Below are 23881 nucleotides of genomic sequence, written 5' to 3' on the forward strand. Positions count from 1 at the left end.
CCGCGCGGGCGGCGCTCGATCTCACAGGCGCTGAAAATGCCCTGACATGCACCTAGCCACCCTCACACCTTAGAACTGAAATCACATGAAACTAATTACATTTCGCATTTGACAATCATTATCATTCTGAATAGCTTGTCGCCCGTCGTAGGAAGCTTCCCAAATTTGGGTGCGTCCTTTCCCCTCTGTGACAAGGTGATTTCCATGGCGGAACAACTATCCACAAGTAAGTGCGATTCACCATTACTGCAGGCCTTCGTCGACAACCGCAGCATTCTGGTCAAGATCGCTGCCCGCATTACCGGCTGTCGATCGCGCGCCGAAGATGTGGTGCAGGACGCCTTTTTCCGGCTCAGCGCCGCCCCGCAGATCACATCGTCGTTCAAGGCGCAGCTGAGCTACCTGTTCCAGATCGTGCGCAACCTGGCCATCGACCACTATCGCAAGCAGGCGATGGAGTTGAAGTACTCCGGCAGCGAGGAGGAAGGCCTTAACGTAGTCGTGCAAAACGCCTCCCCCGAAGCCACCCACATCAACCTTGCCGCGCTGGATGACATTGCCGAGGCGCTGAACGAACTGCCCCAGCGCACCCGCTATGCCTTCGAGATGTACCGCCTGCATGGCGTGCCGCAGAAGGACATTGCCAAGGAGCTGGGAGTGTCGCCGACGCTGGTCAACTTCATGATCCGCGATGCGCTGGTGCATTGCCGCAAGACGGCCAGTCGGCAGGCCTGATCAGGCAGAGTCTGCTTCTTCGCGGGCACGCCCGCGAAGAAGCCACCCCGATATCAAGCCAGTTTGCAACGATCGAAAAACCGTTCCCGCCCCAGAATCATCAACGCCGCACGCTTGTGCGGGAAGTCGAACTCCTTGTCGCAATGGAAGCACTGGTCGTGCATGTAGCCGATCATCTTGCCGTTGTCGGCACGCGGCTCGGCCACCACCCGCTGGGTGCGCGGGTCATCCAGGAACAGGTAGTGCACCAGCGCCGATAGCCAGCTGGCCACCTTGTGCGGCCCGCGGTGGCTCTCCTCCCCCACCAGCATATGGATGCCACGGTCGTAGTCATCGGCCGGGTAGAACGGCGCAATGCGGTCTTCCTTGGCCCAGTACGCCTCGAAGTAGGCAAACGGCTGGTCATCGAAGCAACCGATCAGCGTCAGGGCATGCGGATCGGCCTCGAGCTTGCCCAGGTATTCGCGATGCTGCGCAAGGGTGCCACCCTCCTGCCAGAACGCCTCCACCCGCGGGTTGTTCTGCCAGCGGTTGAAGCGCTCCAGGTCATGCTCGATCTCCAAGGTACGCAGCGATACCCAACTGCCCAGGCGCGTATCGAAGCGCCGGTACACCTCGCCACGAGGCTTGGGCGCGCGGCGTGGGTGGCGCTTGCCGTTGCTGATCTGCATCTGCTGTGGGTAGGCCACGCTGGCCGACTCGCCCAGCCACGGCTGTGGCAGCTGCCAGAACAGCGCCCGCTCGCACAGGTATTGGCCAGGCTGCTCGCCGGCCAGCAGCAGGCCACTGGTCAATGCCTGAGGCAACGGCTCGGGCAGGTGCCAGGCAAGACGCTGGCAGGCCGCATCGCGGGCCAGCAGCCAATAACAGGCGGCCCACAAGGCCACATAGGGGCGCTCGGGGCACAGCCGCTCGAGGTGGACATGCAGAGTAGCACCCATCTCCAGGCGCAACTGGATCAACGCGCGGCCTTCGAGGGACAGGCTCAGCCAGCTGTCCCCCTCCTCGGCACTGAGGCTGCGCCAGCGTGGCGCTGACTGGGGCTGTGATGCGGCATCGAACGGCATGGGCTTGACTCGCGGCAATGAAAGAAAGGCTCACTGCTGAGAACGTTGCCGCATCACGGGAATTTAGTCGCGCGGGGCCGCTACCGTGATGCGGTAGGGCTCGAAGATGCGCGCCAGCTCGCCACTGTCGCGCAGGGCCCGCAGCAGCGCCGCGAACGACTGCTCGCCGATGGGCGCCCCCGGGCGCAACAAGGCGTAGTGATGGTAGACCTGGTCAATGCGTTGCGAGGGCACCAACCGCTCCCGGCTGGCCGGGTTGCGTGCCAGGAAATCGCTGAGGTAGGAACGCGTGACCAGGGCGATGTCGGCGCGGCCTGCCTGCACCATCAGCAGGTTGCTGTCGTGGGAGTAGGTCAGGGTCGCGTTGTAGGCGGTGCGCAGGTATTCGGGGTCGGAGTTGAAGCCGGCGAACGCATAGTGATAGCCATTGAACAACGCCAGGCGCTTGCCGTTCAAGTCGTCGAAGTAATGCGGGTCACCGCCATTGGCTTGGCGAGCGACGAACACCTCGGCGTCTTCCAGGCCCATGTCCACGGTCTTGTGGGGAATCTGCTGCCAGCCCCATTGCGGGTTCTCGAAAATGGCCATGTCGGTACGGCCTTGCTGGAAGTCGCCGAAACGCCTCTGAATGGACGTGGGTACCAGAACGAAGCGGTAGTGCTGCTGCGCGCGGTTGAGCGCGTCGACCAACTGCGGCAGAAGACCGGTGTCGGCACCCTGCTCCGGGCGCACGGTGTAGGGCGGAAAATGCGCCGCGCCAATCTTCACTTCAACGGTACTTGCCGCCCATGCCGGCACCGCCAGCCAGAACACGGCCAGCAGCATCAGGGAAGACAGGGCCTTCAGGCCGGTCGCTGGAGTCAAGACGGACACTCATCACGGTTCATGCCGGGGTCCGCCTAAGCTAGGCGTTTTCCGGGCCGGACACAACTGCCGGTTAGTGGCCCTTTGCGCCAAAGCTGCGGGCAAACTGCCAGGGGATGCCGGATGCCCGGAGTTTCGCTACGCTCTAGCAGGATCTGCAAGGGAGCCTGGTATGGGCCACTGGTTGGTGATCGACCTGGAAGCCACCACCGACGATGGTGGGTGGCCGGTCACAGAGATGGAAGTCATTGAAATCGGCGCAAGCCTGGTTACCCGCGATGGCCGCGAGGTCGACCACTTCCAGCGCTTCGTGAAGCCTCGGCGGCGGCCGCAGCTGACCCCGTTCTGCCGTGAGCTGACCCACATCAGCCAGGCCAGCGTGGACAGTGCCGCGTCGTTCCGCGAGGTATGGGCAAGCTTCGAGCGCTGGCTCGGGCACCACCGCGGGCAGCTTCAGGCCTGGGTCAGCTGGGGCGACTACGACCGCCAGCAGTTGCACCAGGAGTGGCAGCAGCATGGGCTGGACAGCCTGCTGCGGACCCTGCCGCACATCAACCTCAAGCAACGCTTCGCCAAGGCCCGCCACCTGCAGCGCCCCGCTGGGCTGAACGGTGCACTGCAGCTGGCCGGCATGCACTTTTGCGGGCAGCAGCACCGGGCCCTGGAAGATGCGCGCAATACCGCGCGGCTGCTGCCGTTGAGCCTGCCGGCAGACGCTACCTGAAAGCAGATGACGGAGCCGGTGGGCTTGGGCATACTGGCCAGCCCTTTTTCATCCCCCCTTTTCAGGAGTCGCCCATGTTCCAGGTCAACGAGTACTTCAACGGCACCGTCAAGTCGATCGCATTCGCGGGCGAAGAAGGCCCGGCCACTGTCGGTGTGATGGCCCCGGGCGAATACGAGTTCGGCACTGCCAAGCGCGAGATCATGCACGTGGTTTCGGGTGCGCTGACCGTGAAGCTGCCAGGTAGCGACAACTGGGAAACCTTCAAGGCGGGCGACAAGTTCAACGTGCCGGCTGACAGCAAGTTCCAGCTGCAGGTGAAGGTGGATACCGCCTACCTGTGCGAGTACCGCGACTAAGCGTCAGCCTGGTCCGGCCTCTTCGCGGGTAAACCCGCTCCCACAGGTGCTGCACAAGTTTCAGACCTGTAGTGAACCCGTGGGAGCGGGCAAGCCCGCGAAGAATCCAGCACTATTGCGACAGGAATGCCGCAACCTTCTCAGCCGCCGCCTGCAAGTGCTGCTCATGGCTGAACCCCGAGGCCTTCAGCGGCTTCAGGTCATGGTCCCCCGCCACCAGCCAGCTCACCTCGATCGCCGGCGATAACGCATACCCTGCCACCGCCTCGCGGTTACCCAGTGCATCCCGCTCGCCCTGCACGATCAACGTCGGCGTCTTCAATTCGGCCAGGTGCTCGACCCGTGGCTTTTCCGGTTTGCCCACCGCATAGAACGGATAGCCCAGGCACACCAGTGCATCCGCTTCCAGTTCATCGGCCAGCAGGCTGGCCATGCGCCCGCCCATGGATTTGCCACCCACTGCCAATTTGCCCGCGACCAAAGGTCGCACCTGCCGGTACACCTCGCGCCAGCATTCCAGCAACACCCTCTGCGGGTTCGGCGGCCGCTTGCCGCCGGCAACCCTGCGCTCGGCCATGTACGGGAACTCGAAGCGCACTACCGCTACCCCAAGCGCCGCAAGCCTTTGCGCCATTTCGTCCATGAACCCGCTGTCCATCGGCGCACCTGCGCCATGAGCCAGGATCAGGCAGCCCTTGTAGCCGTCCTTGCCCCGAACGTGCGGGGGATCGCAGCGCAAGCCTGGGACATTTCCGACCTTCGCCCATTGATCCCCGTCAATACCGGCACTTTGCCCATTAATCATGCTTGCCTCGCTGTAAAGCCTGCCAAATAACCGTGGATGGGAACCCATACATGAACACAACCAGCAGTACCGCCTATAACTACAAGGTGGTCCGCCAATTCGCCATCATGACGGTGGTGTGGGGAATCGTCGGGATGGGGCTCGGCGTCTTCATCGCCGCCCAGCTCGCCTGGCCCTCCCTCAACTTCGACCTCCCCTGGACCAGCTTCGGCCGCCTGCGCCCCCTGCATACCAATGCGGTGATCTTCGCCTTCGGCGGCTGTGCGCTGTTCGCCACCTCCTATTATTCGGTGCAACGTACCTGCCAGACCACCCTGTTCGCACCGGGCCTGGCCGCGTTCACCTTCTGGGGCTGGCAACTGGTGATCCTGCTGGCGGCCATCAGCCTGCCGCTGGGTTACACCAGCTCCAAGGAATACGCCGAACTGGAATGGCCGATCGACATCCTGATCACCATCGTCTGGGTGAGCTACGCCATCGTGTTCTTCGGCACGCTGATGAAGCGCAACACCAAGCACATCTACGTCGGTAACTGGTTCTTCGGCGGCTTCATCCTCACCGTGGCGATGCTGCACGTCGTCAACAACCTGGAACTGCCGGTCAGCCTGACCAAGTCCTACTCGGTCTATGCCGGTGCCACCGATGCCATGGTGCAGTGGTGGTATGGCCACAACGCCGTGGGCTTCTTCCTGACCGCAGGCTTCCTGGGGATGATGTACTACTACGTGCCCAAGCAGGCCGAACGCCCGGTGTATTCCTATCGCCTGTCGATCGTGCACTTCTGGGCGCTGATCACCCTGTACATCTGGGCCGGCCCGCACCACCTGCACTACACCGCCCTGCCCGACTGGGCGCAGTCGCTGGGCATGGTGATGTCGCTGATCCTGCTGGCACCAAGCTGGGGCGGCATGATCAACGGCATGATGACCCTGTCCGGCGCCTGGCACAAACTGCGCAGCGACCCGATCCTGCGTTTCCTGGTGGTGTCGCTGGCGTTCTACGGCATGTCCACCTTCGAAGGCCCGATGATGGCCATCAAGACGGTCAACGCCCTGTCCCACTACACCGACTGGACCATCGGCCACGTGCACGCCGGCGCCCTCGGCTGGGTGGCGATGATCTCGATCGGCGCGCTGTACCACACCATCCCGAAAGTGTTCGGCAAGGAGCGCATGTACAGCATCGGCCTGATCAACGCGCACTTCTGGCTGGCCACCATCGGCACCGTGCTGTACATCGCCTCGATGTGGGTCAACGGCATCGCCCAAGGCCTGATGTGGCGCGCGGTCAACAGCGACGGCACGCTCACCTACTCGTTCGTGGAAACCCTGGTGGCCAGCCACCCAGGCTTCATCGTGCGCTTCGTCGGCGGTGCGATCTTCCTCAGCGGCATGTTCCTGATGGCCTGGAACACCTGGCGCACCGTGCGTTCGCCGGCGCTCGATGTCGCCCCTGCGAACGCCCAGCTGGCTTGAGGAGACCTGCCTGATGAAACATGAAGTCATCGAGAAAAACGTCGGCCTGCTGGCCCTGCTGATGGTGTTCGCCGTCAGCATCGGCGGCCTGACCCAGATCGTCCCGTTGTTCTTCCAGGACGTCACCAACAAGCCGGTGGAAGGCATGAAGCCCTACACCGCACTGCAGCTGGAAGGCCGCGATATCTACATCCGCGAAGGCTGCGTGGGCTGCCATTCGCAGATGATCCGCCCGTTCCGCGCCGAAACCGAGCGCTATGGCCACTACTCGGTGGCTGGTGAAAGCGTGTGGGACCATCCGTTCCTGTGGGGCTCCAAGCGCACCGGGCCGGACCTGGCCCGGGTCGGTGGCCGCTACTCGGACGACTGGCACCGTGCGCACCTGTACAACCCGCGCAACGTGGTACCGGAGTCGAAGATGCCGTCGTACCCATGGCTGGTCGCCCAGCAGGTCGACAACAGCCATACCGACACCAAGATGCGCACCCTGCGCACCCTGGGCGTGCCGTACACCGACGATGACATCGCCGGGGCTCGCGACGCGGTCAAGGGCAAGACCGAAATGGATGCCCTGGTCGCCTACCTGCAGGTGCTAGGCACCGCGATCAAGAACAAGAGGTGAATGCGATGGGAATGGACATCGGCATGATCCGCGGCCTGGGCACACTGGTGGTGATGATCGCCTTCATCGGCCTCACCCTGTGGGTATTCAACCGCCGCCGCGACCGTGATTTCGCCGAAGCGCGCCTGCTGCCCTTCGTCGACGACCGCCTGCCCTCTGCCGGACAGAAACCTGCTGCAAAAAGGAGTAACGGGCAATGACCACCTTCTGGAGTACGTACATCTGCGTACTGACCATCGGTAGCCTGATTGGCCTGACCTGGCTGCTGCTCGCCACCCGCAAGGGCCAGAGCAACAACACCACCGACCAGACCATGGGCCACAGCTTCGACGGCATCGAGGAATACGACAACCCGCTGCCCAAGTGGTGGTTCTGGCTGTTCGTCGGCACCCTGGTGTTCTCAGTCGGCTACCTGATCCTCTATCCGGGCCTGGGCAACTGGAAGGGCATTCTGCCGGGCTATGAAAATGGCTGGACTGGCGCCAACGAATGGCAGAAGGAGATGGAGAAGGCTGACGCAAGATTCGGCCCGATCTTTGCCAAGTACGCCGCCATGCCCGTGGAAGAAGTGGCCAAGGACCCGCAGGCGCTGAAAATGGGCAGCCGCCTGTTCGCCTCCAACTGCTCGGTGTGCCACGGCTCGGACGCCAAGGGTGCCTATGGCTTCCCCAACCTCACCGACAAGGACTGGCGCTGGGGCGGCGAAGCGGAAACCATCAAGGCGTCGATCATGAACGGTCGTCACGGCGTGATGCCGGCCTGGGCCGAAGTGATCGGCGAGCAGGGCGTGGCGGATGTGGCCGCGTTCGTGCTCACCAACCTCGATGGCCGCAGCCTGCCGGAAGGGGTCAAGGCTGACGCCGCCAAGGGCAAGGAGATCTTTGCCGGCAACTGCGTGGCCTGCCACGGACCTGAAGGCAAAGGCACCCCGGCCATGGGCGCGCCAGACCTGACTCACCCGCAGGCGTTCATCTACGGTTCGAGCTTTGCCCAGCTGCAGCAGACCATTCGCTATGGTCGCCAGGGTCAGATGCCGGCGCAGGCGGAGATCCAGGGCAACGACAAGGTGCACCTGCTGGCGGCGTATGTGTATAGCCTGTCGCAGGATGGTGCTGCTGAAACCGTGACTGCCAAGTAATACCGCCCAGGGGCCGCTTTGCGGCCCTATCGCGACACAAGGCCGCTCCTACAAGGGATTGCGTACTTCCTGTAGGAGCGGCCTTGTGTCGCGACGGGCTGCAAAGCAGCCCCATTCCCACCTTGCCCCCGCTCTACCCTCCCTTGCACCCCCTCCGAACAGAACTAAGCTTGTTGCCTCAGTGGGCCTCGCTCCGAAAGGACCGAAGCAGACGCGGCGCGTAGCCTGTCGCCGTCCCGATAAAAAGCTTGACCGATCGATCAGAAAAAGGCGAAAAACGGTACACATTACAAATATTTATTTGTGTACAATCGTCCAGACCCGATCGCTGCGGGACATCAGTGAACGGGCTCGGGCACGGGTCGGCGTACCAAAGTTGCGTTGCAGTAACCCCGGTGGTTATCAATACTGGCGCCGATTTTTCGACCAACAAGAACATCAAAACCGTGGAACCTTAGCAATGAGCACAGCAATCAGTCCGACTGCTTATAACTATAAGGTCGTCCGCCAGTTCGCCATCATGACGGTGGTCTGGGGGATCCTTGGCATGGGCCTCGGCGTCTTCATCGCCTCGCAGCTGGTATGGCCGCAACTGAACCTGGACCTGCCCTGGACCAGCTTCGGCCGCCTGCGCCCGCTGCACACCAACCTGGTGATCTTCGCCTTCGGGGGCTGTGCGCTGTTCGGCACGAGCTACTACGTGGTGCAGCGCACCTGCCAGACCCGGCTGATCTCCGACAGCATGGCCGCCTTCACCTTCTGGGGTTGGCAGGCGGTGATCGTCGGGGCGCTGATCACCCTGCCGATGGGCTACACCACCACCAAGGAGTACGCCGAGCTCGAGTGGCCGCTGGCGATCCTGCTGGCCATCGTCTGGGTCACCTACGGGTTGGTGTTCTTCGGCACCATCGTCAAGCGCAAGACCAAGCACATCTATGTCGGCAACTGGTTCTACGGCGCCTTCATCGTGGTTACCGCGATGCTGCACATCGTCAACCACATCTCGCTGCCGGTAAGCCTGTTCAAGTCGTACTCGGCCTACTCCGGCGCCACCGACGCGATGATCCAGTGGTGGTACGGCCACAACGCCGTGGGCTTCTTCCTCACCACCGGCTTCCTGGGGATGATGTACTACTTTGTACCGAAGCAGGCCGAACGCCCGATCTACTCGTATCGTCTGTCTATCGTGCACTTCTGGGCGCTGATCACCCTGTACATCTGGGCCGGCCCGCACCACCTGCACTACACCGCCCTGCCAGACTGGGCGCAGTCGCTGGGCATGGTGATGTCGATCATCCTGCTGGCGCCAAGCTGGGGCGGCATGATCAACGGCATGATGACCCTGTCCGGTGCCTGGCACAAACTGCGCACCGACCCGATCCTGCGCTTCCTGGTGGTGTCGCTGGCGTTCTACGGCATGTCCACCTTCGAAGGCCCGATGATGGCCATCAAGACCGTGAACTCGCTGTCGCACTACACCGACTGGACCATCGGCCACGTTCACGCCGGCGCCCTCGGCTGGGTAGCGATGATCTCGATCGGCGCCGTGTACCACATGATCCCGCGCCTGTATGGCCGCGAGCAGATGCACAGCGTCGGCCTGATCAACGCGCACTTCTGGCTGGCTACCATCGGTACCGTGCTGTACATCGCCTCGATGTGGGTAAACGGCATCACCCAGGGCCTGATGTGGCGCGCCATCAACGATGACGGCACCCTCACCTACTCCTTCGTCGAAGCACTGCAGGCCAGCCACCCTGGCTATATCGTCCGCGCCCTGGGCGGTGCGTTCTTCGCCACCGGCATGCTGCTGATGGCCTACAACGTGTTCCGTACCGTACGTGCCGCCAACCCGGCACAGGCTGAGGAAGCCGCCAAGATCGTCGTCGTGGGAGCGCACTGATGAAGCATGAAGCCGTCGAGAAGAACATAGGCCTGCTGGCCTTCTTCATGGTCATCGCCGTGAGCGTCGGTGGCCTGACCCAGATCGTCCCGCTGTTTTTCCAGGACGTCACCAACAAACCCGTGGAAGGCATGAAGCCGCGCACCGCGCTGGAGCTTGAAGGCCGCGATATCTACATCCGCGAAGGCTGCGTGGGCTGCCACTCGCAGATGATCCGCCCGTTCCGTGCCGAAACCGAGCGCTACGGCCATTACTCGGTGGCCGGCGAGAGCGTGTGGGACCACCCGTTCCTGTGGGGCTCCAAGCGTACCGGGCCGGACCTGGCCCGGGTCGGTGGCCGCTACTCGGACGACTGGCACCGTGCGCACCTGTACAACCCGCGCAACGTGGTACCGGAATCGAAGATGCCGTCGTACCCGTGGCTGGTCGAGCACAAGCTCGACGGCAAGGACACCGCGAAGAAGATGGAAGTGCTGCGCACCCTCGGCGTGCCATACACCGACGCCGACATCGCCGGGGCCCGCGACGCGGTCAAGGGCAAGACCGAAATGGACGCCATCGTCGCGTACCTGCAGGGTCTTGGCACCATCATCAAGAGCAAACGGTGACGCTGATGGATATCGGGATGATTCGCGGCCTGGGCACCGTCGTGGTGATGGTGGCATTCGTGGGCCTGGCGCTGTGGGTGTTCAACCCACGGCGCAAGAAGGACTTCGACGAAGCGACCCAACTGCCCTTCGCGGATGACCCCGAGGCCTGCCGCCACGTCGAGCAAGAGCACGCAAAAGCTTCTGGGAGCAAAAAACAATGACAACCTTCTGGAGTCTGTACGTTACCGTCCTGACCCTGGGCACCATCTTCTCGTTGACCTGGCTGCTGCTGTCGACCCGCAAGGGCCAGCGCGAAGAGGTCACCGACGAAACCGTCGGGCATGCCTTCGATGGCATCGAGGAGTACGACAACCCGCTGCCGAAATGGTGGTTCTGGCTGTTCGTCGGCACCATCATCTTCGCCCTCGGCTACCTGGTGCTGTACCCGGGCCTGGGCAACTGGAAAGGCGTCCTGCCGGGCTACTCATACCTGGATAACGACAAGCAGACCGAGTTTTCCAACGGCCAGCCGGGCTGGACCGGCGTGCACGAGTGGGAAAAGGAAATGGCCAAGGCCGACGCCCGCTTCGGGCCGATCTTCGCCAAGTTCGCCGCCATGCCCATCACCGAGGTGGCCAAGGACCCGCAGGCCCTGAAGATGGGCGCGCGGCTGTTCGCCTCCAACTGCTCGGTATGCCACGGCTCCGACGCCAAGGGTGCCTATGGTTTCCCCAATCTTACCGACAACGACTGGCGCTGGGGCGGCGAGCCGGACACCATCAAGGCAACCATCATGGGCGGCCGCCACGGCGTGATGCCGGCCTGGGCCGAAGTGATCGGCGAGCAGGGCGTGGCCGACGTGGCTGCGTTCGTGGTCAGCAAGCTCGATGGCCGCACCCTGCCAGAGGGCGTGAAAGCCGATGCCGAAAACGGTCAGAAGATCTTCGCCGCCAACTGCGTGGCCTGCCACGGCCCCGAGGGCAAGGGCACGCCAGCCATGGGCGCGCCGAACCTGACCCATCCGCAGGCGTTCATCTACGGCTCGAGCTTTGCCCAGTTGCAACAGACCATCCGCTACGGTCGCCAGGGGCAGATGCCGGCCCAGGAGCAGCTGCAAGGGAATGACAAGGTGCACTTGCTGGCGGCTTATGTGTATAGCCTGTCGCAGCAGGACCAGGCACCGGCCAAGGCAGAGTAAGCAGGCCTGGCCTCTTCGCGGGTAAACCCGCGAAGAGGCCGGTACTGAAAACACATTTGTTGCAGGCCCCATGACCTGGATCAATTGACACCTGCCATAACACGACTCATACCACGAACCCAACGCGACTAAAGGTCGCAGTGCAGCCCCATACTGCCATCAGCGGCGTATCATGGGCCGCAGAGCGCTAGCAGATTGCGCGAGACTGCGGCCGGCATGCACTGGCTGCGGCACTTCTCCACTGCCGTGGGACTTGATGATGAGCAAGCAAATTCCGGTACATGATGTCACCCCGCCTGCCAACAAAGGGAAGGATTCCGTCGACCTCTACGCCTCCCGGGAAAAGATCTACACCCGCGCTTTCACCGGCCTGTTCCGACGCCTGCGCATGGTCGGCGGGGCTGTGCTGTTCATGCTGTACTTCGGCACGGTGTGGTTGAACTGGGGCGGCCACCAGGCCGTGTGGTGGAACCTGCCCGAACGCAAGTTCTACATCTTCGGCGCCACCATCTGGCCGCAAGACTTCATATTGCTCTCGGGCATCCTCATCGTTGCCGCCTTCGGCCTGTTCTTCATCACCGTGTTCGCCGGCCGGGTGTGGTGCGGCTACACCTGCCCGCAAAGCGTGTGGACATGGATTTTCATGTGGTGCGAGAAGGTCACCGAGGGCGACCGCAACCAGCGCATGAAGCTCGACAAAGCCCCCATGAGCGGCAACAAGTTCCTGCGCAAGTTCGCCAAGCACAGCCTGTGGCTGCTGATCGGTTTCGTCACCGGCATGACCTTCGTCGGCTATTTCTCGCCGATCCGTGAACTGGCCATCGAATTCTTTACCGGCCAGGCCGACGGCTGGGCCTACTTCTGGGTCGGCTTCTTCACCCTCGCCACCTACGGCAACGCCGGCTGGCTGCGCGAGCAGGTGTGCGTGTACATGTGCCCCTACGCGCGCTTCCAGAGTGTGATGTTCGACAAGGACACGCTGATCGTTTCCTACGACCCGCGTCGTGGCGAAACCCGCGGCCCGCGCAAAAAGGACCTGGACTACAAGGCCGCCGGCCTGGGCGACTGCATCGACTGCACCATGTGCGTGCAGGTCTGCCCCACCGGCATCGATATCCGTGACGGCCTGCAGATCGAGTGCATCGGCTGCGCCGCGTGCATCGATGCCTGTGACAACATCATGGACAAGATGAATTACCCAAGGGGGCTGATCAGCTACACCACCGAGCACAACCTGTCCGGGCAGAAGACCCACATGCTGCGCCCGCGCCTGATCGGCTATGCCGTGGTACTGCTGGTGATGATGGTCGGCCTGGCCACCGCCTTCGCCACCCGTTCGCTGGTCGGTTTCGACGTCAGCAAGGACCGCGTGCTGTACCGCGAGAACGCCCAGGGCCGGATCGAGAACGTGTATAGCCTGAAGGTGATGAACAAGGACCAGCGTGACCACGTCTACGTGCTGGACGCCACCGGCCTGCCGGACCTGAAGCTTGAAGGCCAGCGCGAGATCCGCGTGGACGCTGGTGATATCGTCAGCCTGCCGGTGCAGCTGTCGATCGCGCCCGAGAAACTGCCATCGACCACCAACGAAATTACCTTCATCCTCAAGAGCGCCGATGACAGCGACGCCCAGGTTGAAGCCAAGAGCCGCTTCATCGGCCCACAGATCCGCTAAGAGAGATAACCCACAATGCCTGCCACCGCCGCCAGCCCCTGGTACAAGCACCTCTGGCCCTGGATCATCATCGGCATTCTCGCCACCTCGGTGTGCCTGAGCCTGACCATGGTCAGCATCGCCGTGCACAACCCGGACAACCTGGTGAACGACAACTACTACGAGGCTGGCAAGGGCATCAACCGCTCGCTGGACCGAGAACTGCTGGCGCAGACGCTGGGCCTGAAGGCCGGCGTGCACCTGGACGAGCTGACCGGCGAAGTGGACGTGCGCCTGGCCGGCAACAGCGACCCGCAGAGCCTGGAGCTGAACCTGATCTCGCCAACCCAGCCGGAGAAAGACCGCAAGGTGCTGTTGAGCCGGGTCGAGGCTGGGCGCTATGTGGGGCAGCTGGAGGACAAGGTTGACGGGCGGCGCTTCGTTGAGCTGCTGGGTAGCGAAGGTGGCCAGGTTTGGCGCTTGTTCGAGGAAGAGAAAGTGGAGCATGGTGTCACTTTGCAACTGGGTGACGAAGCCATTCAAGGCGCCGAGCACCTGTAGGAGCGGCCTTGTGTCGCGAAAGGGCTGCAGCGCAGCCCCAGCGATTCATGCACCGCTGCTGAAGTCCCGGGGCCGCTTCGCGGCCCTTTCGCGACACAAGGCCGCTCCTACAGGGATGCGCGCCAGCCGGCCGATTTGTGTAAGGCAATGATGTGATGACCCAGCCCACCCCCTGCTACCACTGCGCAATGCCCGTCCCCGCCGGCAGCCGCTTCAACGCCGTGGTCCTCGGTGAGTCCCGGCAGTTCTGCTGCCCCGGCTGCCAGGCAGTGGCCGAGTCGATCGTCGCCGGTGGCCTGGAACACTACTACCAGCACCGCAGCGACAACAGCGCCAACCCCGAGGCCCTGCCCAGGCAGCTACAGGACGAACTGGCCCTCTACGACCGCAGCGACGTTCAGCAAACCTTCGTTCGCCATGCTGGCGACCTGGCCGAGACCACCCTGCTGGTCGAAGGCATCAGCTGCGCCGCCTGCGGCTGGCTGATCGAAAAGCACCTGCGCAACCTGCCCGGCGTCGCCGAGGCGCGCCTGAACCTGTCCAACCACCGCCTGCTGCTGAACTGGGATGACAAGCAACTGCCGCTCTCGCGCCTGCTCGCAGAGCTGCGCCAGATCGGCTACGCCGCCCACCCCTATCAGCCCGACCAGGCCGCCGAGCAACTGGCCCGCGAGAACCGCAGCGCCCTGCGCCGCCTGGGCGTGGCCGGGCTGCTGTGGTTCCAGGCGATGATGGCAACCATGGCCACCTGGCCGGAATTCAACATCGACCTGTCGCCCGAGCTGCACACCATTCTGCGCTGGGTGGCGCTGTTTCTCACCATCCCCATCGTGTTCTACAGCTGCGCACCGTTCTTCAAAGGCGCGGCACGCGACCTGCGTACCCGCCACCTGACCATGGACGTTTCGGTGTCGCTGGCCATTGGCCTGGCGTTCGGCGCCGGTATCTGGACCGCCATCACCGGCAGCGGCGAGCTGTATTTCGACACCGTGGGCATGTTCGCGCTGTTCCTGCTAACTGGCCGTTACCTGGAGCGCCGCGCCCGCGAACGCACCGCCGCGGCCACCGCGCAGCTGGTCAACCTGCTGCCGGCCTCGTGCCTGCGCCTGGACGCCGTCGGCCGCAGCGAACGCATCCTGCTCAGCGAACTGCAGCGCGGTGACACAGTGCAGGTGCTGCCAGGCGCGGTAATCCCCGCCGACGGGCGCATCGTCGAAGGCCGCTCCAGCGTCGATGAATCGTTGCTGACCGGTGAATACCTGCCGCAACCACGGCGGGTCGGCGAGCGGGTCACCGGCGGTACCCTGAACGTCGAAAGCACCCTGAACGTGGAAGTCGAAGCCCTCGGCCACGACTCGCGGTTGTCGGCCATCGTCCGCCTGCTGGAACGCGCCCAGACCGAAAAACCACGCCTGGCCGAAATCGCCGACCGGGCCTCGCAGTGGTTCCTGCTGTTCTCGCTGCTGGCCGCCGCGGCCATCGGCCTGTGGTGGTGGCACCTGGACCCGGCGCGGGCGTTCTGGATCGTGCTGGCCATGCTGGTAGCGACCTGCCCCTGCGCGCTGTCCCTGGCCACGCCAACGGCGCTTACCGCAGCCACTGGCACGTTGCACAAGCTCGGCCTGCTGGTGACCCGTGGCCATGTGCTGGAAGGCCTGAACCAGATCGACACGGTGATTTTCGACAAGACCGGCACGCTGACCGAAGGCCGCCTGACCTTGCGCAGCATTCGACCGCTCGGCAGCCTGCCCGCCGACCGCTGCCTGGCCCTGGCCGCAGCGCTGGAGAACCGCTCCGAACACCCCATCGCCCGTGCCTTCGGCCGCACCGCCACGCCTGCTGACGAGGTGCAGACCGTACCGGGCCTGGGCCTGGAAGGGTTGGTCGAAGGCCAGCGCCTGCGCATTGGCCAGGCCACCTTCGTCTGCGCCCTGAGCGGCGCGGAAATCCCCGGAGTGCCAGAGCCGCGCGGCCAGTGGCTGCTGCTGGGCGACCGCCAGGGCCCGCTGGCCTGGTTCGGCCTGGACGACCGCCTGCGCGACGATGCCCCTGCCCTGCTGGCGGCCTGCAAGGCCCGTGGCTGGCGCACGCTGCTGCTGTCGGGCGACAGCTCGCCGATGGTTGCCGAAGTGGCCGCGCAGCTGGGCATCGACCAGGCCATCGGCGGGCTGCGCCCGGACGACAAACTGGACCGGCTGAAGGCGCTGCAGGCGGCCGGGCGCAAGGTGCTGATGCTGGGTGACGGGGTCAACGACGTGCCGGTACTGGCCGCCGCGGACATCAGCATCGCCATGGGCAGCGCCACCGACCTGGCCAAGACCAGCGCCGACGCCGTGCTTCTGTCCAATCGTTTGCAGGCGCTGGTACAGGCCTTCGAGCTATCCCGCCGCACCCGCCGCAACATCCTCGAGAACCTGCTGTGGGCGACCCTGTATAATGGCCTGATGTTGCCGTTCGCCGCGCTCGGCTGGATCACCCCGGTATGGGCAGCCATCGGCATGTCGGTCAGTTCGCTGATCGTGGTGCTCAATGCCCTGCGCCTGACCCGCCTGCCCCCGGCATCGGGTTTGCCATCGACCGAAGCGCCCCTGCCTGGGAGGAAGTCGCCATGCCCGCCCTCTATGTCATGATCCCGGCGGCCCTGCTGCTGGTCGGCGTGGCCGTGTACATCTTCTTCTGGGCGGTGGACAGCGGCCAGTACGACGACCTGGAAAGCCCTGCCCACAGCATCCTGTTCGACGACCAGGACCCGCGCCATCAGGCGGCGGTGAAACCTGACGACAGCAAGGCCGACACCGACAAGGAAAACCCGCCCCGTGCCTGACCTGCTGCCCCTGCTGGGCTCGGCGTTGATCCTCGGTTTGCTCGGCGGCGGCCACTGCCTGGGCATGTGCGGCGGCCTGATGGGCGCGCTGACCCTTGCCATCCCGCCTGAACAACGTGGGCGGCGCATGCGCCTGCTGCTCGCGTACAACCTTGGCCGCATTCTCAGTTATGCCTGTGCCGGCCTGCTGCTGGGCCTGGCCGGCTGGGCCGTGGCCAGCAGCCCGGCGGCGCTGGCACTGCGGGTGGTGGCGGCGCTGCTGTTGATCGCCATGGGGCTGTACCTGGCAGGCTGGTGGAGCGGGCTGACCCGCATCGAGGCGCTGGGCCGGGGACTGTGGCGGCATATTCAGCCAGCGGCGTCGCGCTTGCTGCCGGTGTCCAGCGTGCCTCGGGCGTTGTTGCTGGGGGCGCTATGGGGGTGGCTACCATGCGGCCTGGTATACAGCACCCTGCTGTGGGCGGCCAGTCAGGGCAATGCCGGGTACAGCGCGGCGCTGATGCTGGTGTTCGGCGTGGGGACCTGGCCGGTGCTACTGGCCACGGGGCTGGCGGCTGAGCGAGTAAACAGGTTGTTGAAACGGCGCAGTGTGCGGGTGGCTGGCGGGGTGCTGGTGATGCTGTTTGGTATCTGGACCATGCCGGGGCCGCATCAGCACTGGTTGATGGGGCATTGAGGGGGCCGCTTTGCGGCCCTTCGCGGGCTTGCCCGCTCCCACAGGATCATGTGTACCCCTGTGGGAGCGGGCAAGCCCGCGAAGGGCTGCAGAGCAGCCCCTATGCTCTTGATACAAATCAACACAGATTCCTACAGACGGCCATAGACTCCGGGGCACTGCTGCTCTTTCCGGGGACCACCCTCATGCTCGACGACCTACGTTGGGATACCGACCTGATCCGCCGCTACGACCTGGCCGGGCCACGCTACACCTCCTACCCGACCGCCGTGCAACTGCACAGCGAAGTGGGCTCGTTCGACCTGCTCCACGCCCTGCGCGAGAGCCGTCGGGCCGTGCGCCCGCTGTCGCTGTACGTGCACGTGCCGTTCTGCGCCAACATCTGCTACTACTGCGCCTGCAACAAGGTCATCACCAAGGACCGCGCCCGCGCTGCGCCCTACCTGCAGCGCCTGGAGCAGGAAATCCAGCTGATCGCCTGCCACCTCGATCCCAAGCAGCGTGTCGAGCAGTTGCACTTCGGCGGCGGCACGCCAACCTTCCTCAGCCATGTGGAACTGCGCCAGCTGATGGCCACCCTGCGCCAGCACTTCCACCTGCTGGACGACGACTCCGGTGACTACGGCATCGAGATCGACCCGCGCGAAGCCGACTGGTCGACCATGGGCCTGCTCCGCGAACTGGGCTTCAACCGCGTCAGCCTGGGCGTGCAGGACCTCGACCCAGCCGTGCAGCGCGCGGTCAACCGCCTGCAGAGCCTGGAGCAGACCCGCACCCTGATCGAAGCCGCGCGCACCCTGCAGTTCCGCTCGATCAACCTCGACCTGATCTACGGCCTGCCCAAGCAAACCCCGGAAGGCTTTGCCCGCACTGTCGAAGAAGTGATCCGCCTGCAACCCGACCGCCTGTCGGTGTTCAACTACGCCCACCTGCCCGAACGCTTCATGCCGCAACGGCGCATCGACAGCAATGACCTGCCCAGCGCGGCCGCCAAGCTGGAGATGCTGCACGCCACCATCGACCAGCTGACCGCCGCCGGCTACCGCTACATCGGCATGGACCACTTCGCCCTGCCCGACGACGAGCTGGCCATCGCCCAGGAAGAAGGCACCCTGCAGCGCAACTTCCAGGGCTACACCACCCATGGGCACTGCGACCTGATCGGCCTGGGCGTGTCGGCCATCAGCCAGATCGGCGACCTGTACTGCCAGAACAGCAGCGACCTCAACACCTACCAGGACAGCCTGTCCAACGCCCAGTTGGCCACCCAGCGCGGCCTGCTGTGCAACCACGACGACCGCATCCGCCGTGCAGTGATCCAGCAACTGATCTGCCATTTCGAGCTCGATTTCGAGCCGATCGAACAGGCATTCACCATTGATTTTCGCGGCTACTTCAACGACCTCTGGCCAGAACTGCTGACCTTGCAGCGCGACGGCCTGATCCGCCTGGATGACAAAGGCATCCGCATCCTGCCGGCCGGCCGCCTGCTGGCGCGCTCGGTATGCATGGTGTTCGACGCCTACCTGGCGATGCACAACCGCCAGCGCTTCTCGCGGGTGATCTGAACCGAGTCGTTCAACCGCATGGACAAAGTTCCTTGCCAGGCACACCATGGGCACAGCGAAGGCCCCGGCGCACACCCGCCGGGGCCGGGCCAGCTCGCACCACAACAGCGCACGCTGGCCTACAACCTATGCCGTGAGTTACCCTTACGTCTTATGTGTGCTTTCCCACAAGGATCGAATGAAAATGTCCGAGCCAGTCAAACTGCGCCCACACAACCAGGCCCATTGCAAGGACTGCAGCCTGGCCCCCCTGTGCCTGCCTCTGTCGCTCAACCTGGAAGACATGGATGCACTGGATGAAATCGTCAAACGTGGGCGGCCGTTGAAAAAAGGCGAGTTTCTGTTCCGCCAGGGCGACAATTTCGGCTCGGTCTACGCGGTACGTTCCGGCGCGCTGAAAACCTTCAGCCTCAGCGACAGCGGCGAAGAGCAGATCACCGGCTTCCACCTGCCCAGCGAGCTGGTCGGCCTGTCGGGCATGGACACCGAAGCCTACCCGGTGTCGGCCCAGGCCCAGGAAACTACCTCGGTGTGCGAAATCCCGTTCGAACGCCTCGACGAGCTGTCGGTGCAGCTACCGCAGCTACGCCGCCAACTGATGCGGGTAATGAGCCGGGAAATCCGCGACGACCAGCAGATGATGCTGCTGCTGTCGAAAAAGACCGCCGACGAGCGCATTGCCACCTTCCTGGTCAACCTGTCGGCACGCTTCCGCGCCCGCGGCTATTCGGCCAACCAGTTCCGCCTGAGCATGTCGCGCAACGAAATCGGCAACTACCTGGGCCTGGCGGTGGAAACCGTGTCACGGGTGTTCACCCGCTTCCAGCAGAATGGCCTGATCCGTGCCGAAGGCAAGGAAGTGCACATTCTCGACCCGATCCAGCTGTGCGCGCTGGCCGGCGGCGCAATGGAGGCCTGAGGCCGGCGTTTAGCGGGTATACTTGGGCATTCGTTTTCCCAGGATACCCGCAACAATGCACAGCGACGCCTTCGACCTCAAAGCCCTGATCCGCCCGGTAGTGGACTTCCCCAAACCGGGCGTGATCTTCCGCGATATCACCCCGCTGTTCCAGTCGCCGCGCGGGCTGCGCTATGTAGCCGACCAGTTCATCGAGCGCTACGTCGAAGCCGAGTTCAGCCACATCGGTGCCATGGATGCCCGGGGCTTTCTGATCGGCTCGATCATCGCGCACCAACTGAACAAGCCGCTGATCCTGTTCCGCAAGCAGGGCAAGCTGCCGGCTGATGTGCTGAGCGAGGGTTACCAGACCGAGTACGGCGAAGCCTTCCTGGAAGTGCATGCCGACAGCCTGTGCGAAGGGGATTCGGTGTTGATCTTCGATGACTTGATTGCTACGGGCGGTACGCTGCTGGCAGCGGCCAACCTGGTGCGCCGGACCGGTGCGCAGGTGTTCGAGGCGGCGGCGATCATCGATCTGCCGGAGCTGGAGGGGTCGCGCCGCTTGCAGGCTGCGGGTGTGCCGACCTTCTGCCTGACCGAGTTTTCGCTCAGCGAGTACTGAGTTGGGTTTTGGGCTGCTTTGCAGCCCATTCGCGGCACAAGGCCGCTCCTACAGGGACCGCGAACACCTGGATATTGCGCGGTGCCTGTAGGAGCGGCCTTGTGCCGCGAATGGGCCGCAAAGCGGCCCCAACAATTCTGGATCAGAGCGAAATCGGCCGACGCCCCGCAAACGCATGGGCCAAGGTCCCACCATCCACCAGCTCCAGCTCGCCGCCCAGCGGCACGCCATGGGCAATCCGCGACGCCACCAGGCCCTTCTCGCTCAGCAACTGGGCAATGTAATGCGCCGTCGCCTCCCCTTCCACCGTCGGGTTGGTCGCCAGGATCACCTCGGTGAAGGTGCCCTGCTCCTCGATCCGCGCCATCAGCTGCGGAATCCCGATCGCCTCGGGCCCCAGCCCGTCCAGCGGCGACAAGTGGCCCTTGAGCACGAAGTAGCGACCACGGTAGCCGGTCTGCTCCACTGCATACACATCGGTCGGCCCTTCGACTACACACAACTGGGTATCGTCACGGCGCGTGTCGGCGCATTGCGGGCACAGCTCCTGCTCGGTCAGGGTACGGCACTGACGGCAATGCCCAACCCCTTCCATGGCCTGGGTCAAGGCCTGTGCCAGGCGCAGGCCGCCGCTGCGGTCACGTTCGAGCAATTGCAGGGCCATGCGCTGGGCGGTTTTCTGGCCGACACCCGGGAGAATACGCAGGGCATCGATCAGTTGGCGGATGAGAGGGCTGAAGCTCATGGGAAAGGCCTGACAAATCAATAAGAGGCGGTTTATACCCAGCGGGGGCAGTGGCGTCAAATCAGCCATGCGCACATCGCAAGGCTTGCGCGGTCCCTGTAGGAGCGGCCTTGTGTCGCGATGGGGCGCGAAGCGGCCCCAGGTTATCAGCTTCGCAGCATGGATTGCCGGGGCTGCTGCGCAGCCCTTTCGCGACACAAGGCCGCTCCTACAAAGACCGCGCAGGCTGAAGGAACGCACAAAAAAACCGCCGCTGTCATCAGCGGCGGTTTTCGGTAACGCAAATACCCTTAGAACGGCATCTTGAAGCCCGGCGGCAGCTGCATGCCGGCGGTCATGCTGCCCATCTTGTCCTGGCTGTTCTGCTCGACCTTGCGCACCGCGTCGTTCAGTGCCGCGGCGATCAGGTCTTCCAGCACTTCCTTGTCGTCTTCATCAGTCGACATCAGGCTCTGGTCGATGCTGACACGCTTGACGTCGTGACGACCGGTCATCACCACGCTCACCAGGCCACCACCGGACTGGCCGGTGACTTCGGCGTTGGCCAGCTCTTCCTGCATCTTCTGCATCTTTTCCTGCATCTGCTGGGCCTGCTTCATCAGGCCGGCCATGCCACCTTTCATCATGGGGGTATACCTCGATTGGGTCATGTGATGCGGCCCGGCACCGGGCCGGCCGCATGGTTATCCGTTACTGGCCCTGATTAACCAGGGCTTCTACAGGCTCAATAGTATCCTGCCGCACCTTGGCGCCGAACAACTTGATCATCTGCTGGATCAACGGATCCTGCTCGATCGAGGTGACTGCGTCCTGCTGGCGCTCGGCGCGTTTGCGCGCCGCCGCCTGGGCCGGGGTTTCCTGCTCGGGCAGGATCAACTCGATGCGCAGGTTCAGCGTGCGCCCCAGGTGCTGGTTGAGCGCTTCGTTAAGGCGCCGTTGCTGGGTGGCGTTGAACAGCGCCCCCTGGCCAGGGTCCAGGTGCAGCAGCCAGTCGTCGCCATCGACGGCAATCAACGTACAGTTTGCCGCGATGTTGCCTGTCATCCCGGATACAGGCAACTGTGGGAATAATTCCAGCCATTGCAGGGCCAGGCCGGTGGCCGGCTTGGCTGCGGGCAGCGGTTCGGCTGCCGGCTTGGGTGCTTCTTCCTGGACGTGTTCGGCCAGTTCGTCCAGGTAGCTGAAGCCGACCGGGTCGCTTTCGCCGCCGTAATAGTCCTCGTCCAGGGGCGGTTCGTCGTCGCGATCCATGCCCACGGCGGCATAGGCGGACGGGTCGAAGGGTGGCTCGTCGTCGTGCGCCGGGGCGGCAGGTGCCGGCGTGGGCGCAGCGGCCGGTGCAGGAGCCGGCGCAGGCTCGGCCACTACCGGTGCGGGCGTTGGCGCAGGCTCTTCCCATGGCAGGTCAACCACCTCTGCCACGGGTTCTGGTGCTGGCTCAGGTTCACTGACCGGGGCAGGCTCAGCTGCCACCACAGGCTCGACAACCGGCTGTGGCGCTGGTTCGACCGGTGCGGGCGCCTGCACTTGTTGCTCGGCAACCGGTGCAACCGGCGCCACGACAGCAGCGGCCGGCGGCGCCACGGCAACCGCCGGCGCTGCCACCGGTGTTGCAGGATCAGCTGTGGCCTGGCTGATCCCCATTGGCTTTAGTACCGGCTTCGGCGCGTCGTCGGTGTCGGCGGGGCGGAACGCCAGCATGCGCAGCAGGACCATTTCGAAACCGCCGCGCGGGTCCGGCGCAAGTGGCAGGTCACGGCGGCCGATCAGGCCCATCTGGTAATAGAACTGCACGTCCTCGGCTGGCAATGCCGAGGCCAGTGCCAGCACCCGCTCACGGTCGCCCTGGCCGTTGTCCACCGCTTCCGGCAGCGCCTGGGCAATGGCCACGCGGTGCAGCACATTGAGCATCTCGGCCAGCACGCCACCCCAGTCCGGCCCCTGCTCGGCCAGGTTGCGCACGGCCTCGAGCAAGGCCCGGGCATCGCCTTCGAGCAGCGCCTGCAGCACCCCGTAGACTTGGCCATGATCAAGGCTGCCGAGCATGGCCCGCACATCGGCGGCCAGCACCTTGCCTTCGCCAAAGGCGATGGCCTGGTCGGTCAGGCTCATGGCGTCGCGCATCGAACCATCGGCCGCGCGCCCCAGCAGCCACAGGGCATCCGGCTCGAACGGCACGTTCTCGGCGGCCAGAACATGGCTGAGGTGCTCGACCACCCGCTCCGGGCTCATGTTCTTCAGCGAGAACTGCAGACAGCGCGACAGGATGGTGGCCGGCAGTTTCTGCGGGTCAGTGGTGGCGAGGATGAACTTGACGTAGGGCGGTGGCTCTTCCAGCGTCTTGAGCAAGGCGTTGAACGAGTGAGTCGAGAGCATGTGCACTTCGTCGATCAGGTAGACCTTGAAGCGCCCACGGCTCGGCGCGTACTGCACGTTATCGAGCAGTTCGCGGGTGTCCTCGACCTTGGTGCGGCTGGCGGCGTCGATCTCGATCAGGTCGACGAAACGGCCTTCGTCGATCTCCCGGCACACCGAGCAGGTGCCGCAGGGCGTGGAGGTGATGCCGGTTTCGCAGTTCAGGCACTTGGCGATGATACGGGCAATGGTGGTCTTGCCCACACCCCGGGTACCAGTGAACAGATAGGCATGGTGCAGGCGCTGGTTGTCCAAGGCATTGATCAAGGCCTTGAGCACATGGGTCTGGCCGACCATTTCGCGGAACGAGCGCGGACGCCATTTACGTGCAAGAACCTGATAACTCATCGAAAAACCATCGCAGCCTGATCGAGCGGAAGATCGCTAATGCTAGCGGAGCGGGGGCAAAATTGCACCCTGCGCAAGTCGTCTAAA

At 64.0% G+C, this 23881-nt stretch carries 25 protein-coding genes; 19 read left to right on the top strand and 6 right to left on the bottom strand.

The genetic code is table 11. The features are described from left to right. Positions 1-204: 204 nt before the first annotated feature. Positions 205-735: an RNA polymerase factor sigma-70 gene (locus tag ACK56M_RS20055; protein ID WP_015271130.1), complete on the top strand. Its 531-nt coding sequence runs from the start codon at positions 205-207 to the stop codon at positions 733-735. Positions 736-788: 53 nt separating this feature from the next. Here ACK56M_RS20055 and ACK56M_RS20060 read toward each other — a convergent pair whose 3' ends face one another. Both ACK56M_RS20060 and ACK56M_RS20065 read right to left on the bottom strand, forming a co-directional pair. Further along, positions 789-1802: a GNAT family N-acetyltransferase gene (locus ACK56M_RS20060; RefSeq protein ID WP_015271131.1), complete on the bottom strand. Its 1014-nt coding sequence runs from the start codon at positions 1800-1802 to the stop codon at positions 789-791. A 63-nt stretch (positions 1803-1865) separates the two neighbouring features. Continuing rightward, positions 1866-2666 (bottom strand): substrate-binding periplasmic protein, encoded by an 801-nt coding sequence (locus ACK56M_RS20065; RefSeq protein ID WP_015271132.1) that lies wholly within the window; start codon positions 2664-2666, stop codon positions 1866-1868. Between the two features lie 172 nt (positions 2667-2838). Here ACK56M_RS20065 and ACK56M_RS20070 point away from each other — a divergent pair, with 172 nt between their 5' ends. Both ACK56M_RS20070 and ACK56M_RS20075 read left to right on the top strand, forming a co-directional pair. Further along, positions 2839-3390, top strand: a complete 552-nt coding sequence (locus tag ACK56M_RS20070; protein ID WP_003259919.1) for an exonuclease domain-containing protein — start codon at positions 2839-2841, stop codon at positions 3388-3390. A gap of 74 nt (positions 3391-3464) precedes the next feature. Next, positions 3465-3749, top strand: a complete 285-nt coding sequence (locus ACK56M_RS20075; protein ID WP_003259920.1) for a pyrimidine/purine nucleoside phosphorylase — start codon at positions 3465-3467, stop codon at positions 3747-3749. Between the two features lie 112 nt (positions 3750-3861). Here the strand turns inward: ACK56M_RS20075 and ACK56M_RS20080 are convergent, their stop codons facing one another. Next, complete coding sequence (locus ACK56M_RS20080; RefSeq protein WP_054572583.1) at positions 3862-4554, bottom strand: alpha/beta family hydrolase; 693 nt, start codon at positions 4552-4554, stop codon at positions 3862-3864. 50 nt (positions 4555-4604) lie between these two features. On the opposite strand from ACK56M_RS20080, the gene ccoN (ACK56M_RS20085) reads away from it, so the two are divergent. From ccoN (ACK56M_RS20085) to ACK56M_RS20160, 16 genes are all read left to right on the top strand, one after another. Next, the gene (ccoN, locus tag ACK56M_RS20085) at positions 4605-6029 is read left to right on the top strand and encodes a cytochrome-c oxidase, cbb3-type subunit I (protein ID WP_013973491.1); all 1425 of its coding nucleotides are present in this window, start codon (positions 4605-4607) and stop codon (positions 6027-6029) included. Positions 6030-6042: 13 nt separating this feature from the next. Continuing rightward, positions 6043-6651 carry a cytochrome-c oxidase, cbb3-type subunit II gene (ccoO, locus tag ACK56M_RS20090; protein ID WP_013973492.1) on the top strand — a complete coding sequence of 203 codons (609 nt, stop codon included), beginning with the start codon at positions 6043-6045 and terminating at the stop codon, positions 6649-6651. Positions 6652-6656: 5 nt separating this feature from the next. Next, positions 6657-6851, top strand: a complete 195-nt coding sequence (locus ACK56M_RS20095) for a cbb3-type cytochrome oxidase subunit 3 (RefSeq protein ID WP_015271135.1) — start codon at positions 6657-6659, stop codon at positions 6849-6851. After that, positions 6848-7789: a cytochrome-c oxidase, cbb3-type subunit III gene (gene ccoP, locus ACK56M_RS20100; RefSeq protein WP_038410020.1), complete on the top strand. Its 942-nt coding sequence runs from the start codon at positions 6848-6850 to the stop codon at positions 7787-7789. The genes ACK56M_RS20095 and ccoP (ACK56M_RS20100) overlap by 4 nt, the downstream gene beginning before the upstream one ends. Before the next feature lie 460 nt (positions 7790-8249). Continuing rightward, the gene (gene ccoN, locus ACK56M_RS20105) at positions 8250-9692 is read left to right on the top strand and encodes a cytochrome-c oxidase, cbb3-type subunit I (protein WP_015271137.1); all 1443 of its coding nucleotides are present in this window, start codon (positions 8250-8252) and stop codon (positions 9690-9692) included. After that, the gene (ccoO, locus tag ACK56M_RS20110; RefSeq protein WP_013973496.1) at positions 9692-10300 is read left to right on the top strand and encodes a cytochrome-c oxidase, cbb3-type subunit II; all 609 of its coding nucleotides are present in this window, start codon (positions 9692-9694) and stop codon (positions 10298-10300) included. Before ccoN (ACK56M_RS20105) ends, ccoO (ACK56M_RS20110) begins: the two co-directional genes overlap by 1 nt. 5 nt (positions 10301-10305) lie before the next feature. Then, positions 10306-10503: a CcoQ/FixQ family Cbb3-type cytochrome c oxidase assembly chaperone gene (locus tag ACK56M_RS20115; protein ID WP_015271138.1), complete on the top strand. Its 198-nt coding sequence runs from the start codon at positions 10306-10308 to the stop codon at positions 10501-10503. After that, a complete protein-coding gene (ccoP, locus tag ACK56M_RS20120; protein ID WP_015271139.1) occupies positions 10500-11480 on the top strand; it encodes a cytochrome-c oxidase, cbb3-type subunit III in 981 nt (326 codons plus the stop codon). The genes ACK56M_RS20115 and ccoP (ACK56M_RS20120) overlap by 4 nt, the downstream gene beginning before the upstream one ends. Before the next feature lie 259 nt (positions 11481-11739). Further along, on the top strand, positions 11740-13155 hold the full coding sequence (gene ccoG, locus ACK56M_RS20125; protein ID WP_054572584.1) for a cytochrome c oxidase accessory protein CcoG: 1416 nt from the start codon (positions 11740-11742) through the stop codon (positions 13153-13155). A 15-nt stretch (positions 13156-13170) separates the two neighbouring features. Further along, a complete protein-coding gene (locus ACK56M_RS20130) occupies positions 13171-13695 on the top strand; it encodes a FixH family protein (protein ID WP_054572585.1) in 525 nt (174 codons plus the stop codon). Between the two features lie 155 nt (positions 13696-13850). After that, positions 13851-16325 carry a heavy metal translocating P-type ATPase gene (locus ACK56M_RS20135; protein WP_054572586.1) on the top strand — a complete coding sequence of 825 codons (2475 nt, stop codon included), beginning with the start codon at positions 13851-13853 and terminating at the stop codon, positions 16323-16325. Then, positions 16304-16519 (top strand): cbb3-type cytochrome oxidase assembly protein CcoS, encoded by a 216-nt coding sequence (gene ccoS / locus ACK56M_RS20140; RefSeq protein ID WP_013973501.1) that lies wholly within the window; start codon positions 16304-16306, stop codon positions 16517-16519. Before ACK56M_RS20135 ends, ccoS begins: the two co-directional genes overlap by 22 nt. Continuing rightward, a complete protein-coding gene (locus tag ACK56M_RS20145) occupies positions 16512-17195 on the top strand; it encodes a sulfite exporter TauE/SafE family protein (protein WP_054572587.1) in 684 nt (227 codons plus the stop codon). Before ccoS ends, ACK56M_RS20145 begins: the two co-directional genes overlap by 8 nt. A 185-nt stretch (positions 17196-17380) precedes the next feature. Further along, positions 17381-18763 carry an oxygen-independent coproporphyrinogen III oxidase gene (gene hemN / locus ACK56M_RS20150; protein WP_015271144.1) on the top strand — a complete coding sequence of 461 codons (1383 nt, stop codon included), beginning with the start codon at positions 17381-17383 and terminating at the stop codon, positions 18761-18763. 184 nt (positions 18764-18947) lie between these two features. Next, positions 18948-19682 carry a Crp/Fnr family transcriptional regulator FnrA gene (fnrA, locus tag ACK56M_RS20155; RefSeq protein ID WP_015271145.1) on the top strand — a complete coding sequence of 245 codons (735 nt, stop codon included), beginning with the start codon at positions 18948-18950 and terminating at the stop codon, positions 19680-19682. 55 nt (positions 19683-19737) lie between these two features. Continuing rightward, entirely contained in the window at positions 19738-20286 is a 549-nt protein-coding gene (locus tag ACK56M_RS20160; RefSeq protein WP_054573138.1) for an adenine phosphoribosyltransferase, read from the top strand. A 142-nt stretch (positions 20287-20428) separates the two neighbouring features. Here ACK56M_RS20160 and recR read toward each other — a convergent pair whose 3' ends face one another. The 3 genes from recR to dnaX all read right to left on the bottom strand — a co-directional run bounded on the left by recR (position 20429) and on the right by dnaX (position 23794). Beyond that, a complete protein-coding gene (recR, locus tag ACK56M_RS20165) occupies positions 20429-21031 on the bottom strand; it encodes a recombination mediator RecR (protein WP_003259670.1) in 603 nt (200 codons plus the stop codon). 290 nt (positions 21032-21321) lie between these two features. Beyond that, positions 21322-21657, bottom strand: coding sequence for a YbaB/EbfC family nucleoid-associated protein (locus tag ACK56M_RS20170; protein ID WP_003259671.1), 336 nt, complete (start codon positions 21655-21657; stop codon positions 21322-21324). A gap of 64 nt (positions 21658-21721) precedes the next feature. Continuing rightward, positions 21722-23794 carry a DNA polymerase III subunit gamma/tau gene (gene dnaX / locus ACK56M_RS20175; protein ID WP_054572349.1) on the bottom strand — a complete coding sequence of 691 codons (2073 nt, stop codon included), beginning with the start codon at positions 23792-23794 and terminating at the stop codon, positions 21722-21724. Positions 23795-23881: the final 87 nt, after the last annotated feature.

The sequence above is a fragment of the Pseudomonas sp. s4 genome, assembly GCF_046764235.1.
Lineage (GTDB): Bacteria > Pseudomonadota > Gammaproteobacteria > Pseudomonadales > Pseudomonadaceae > Aquipseudomonas > Aquipseudomonas asiatica.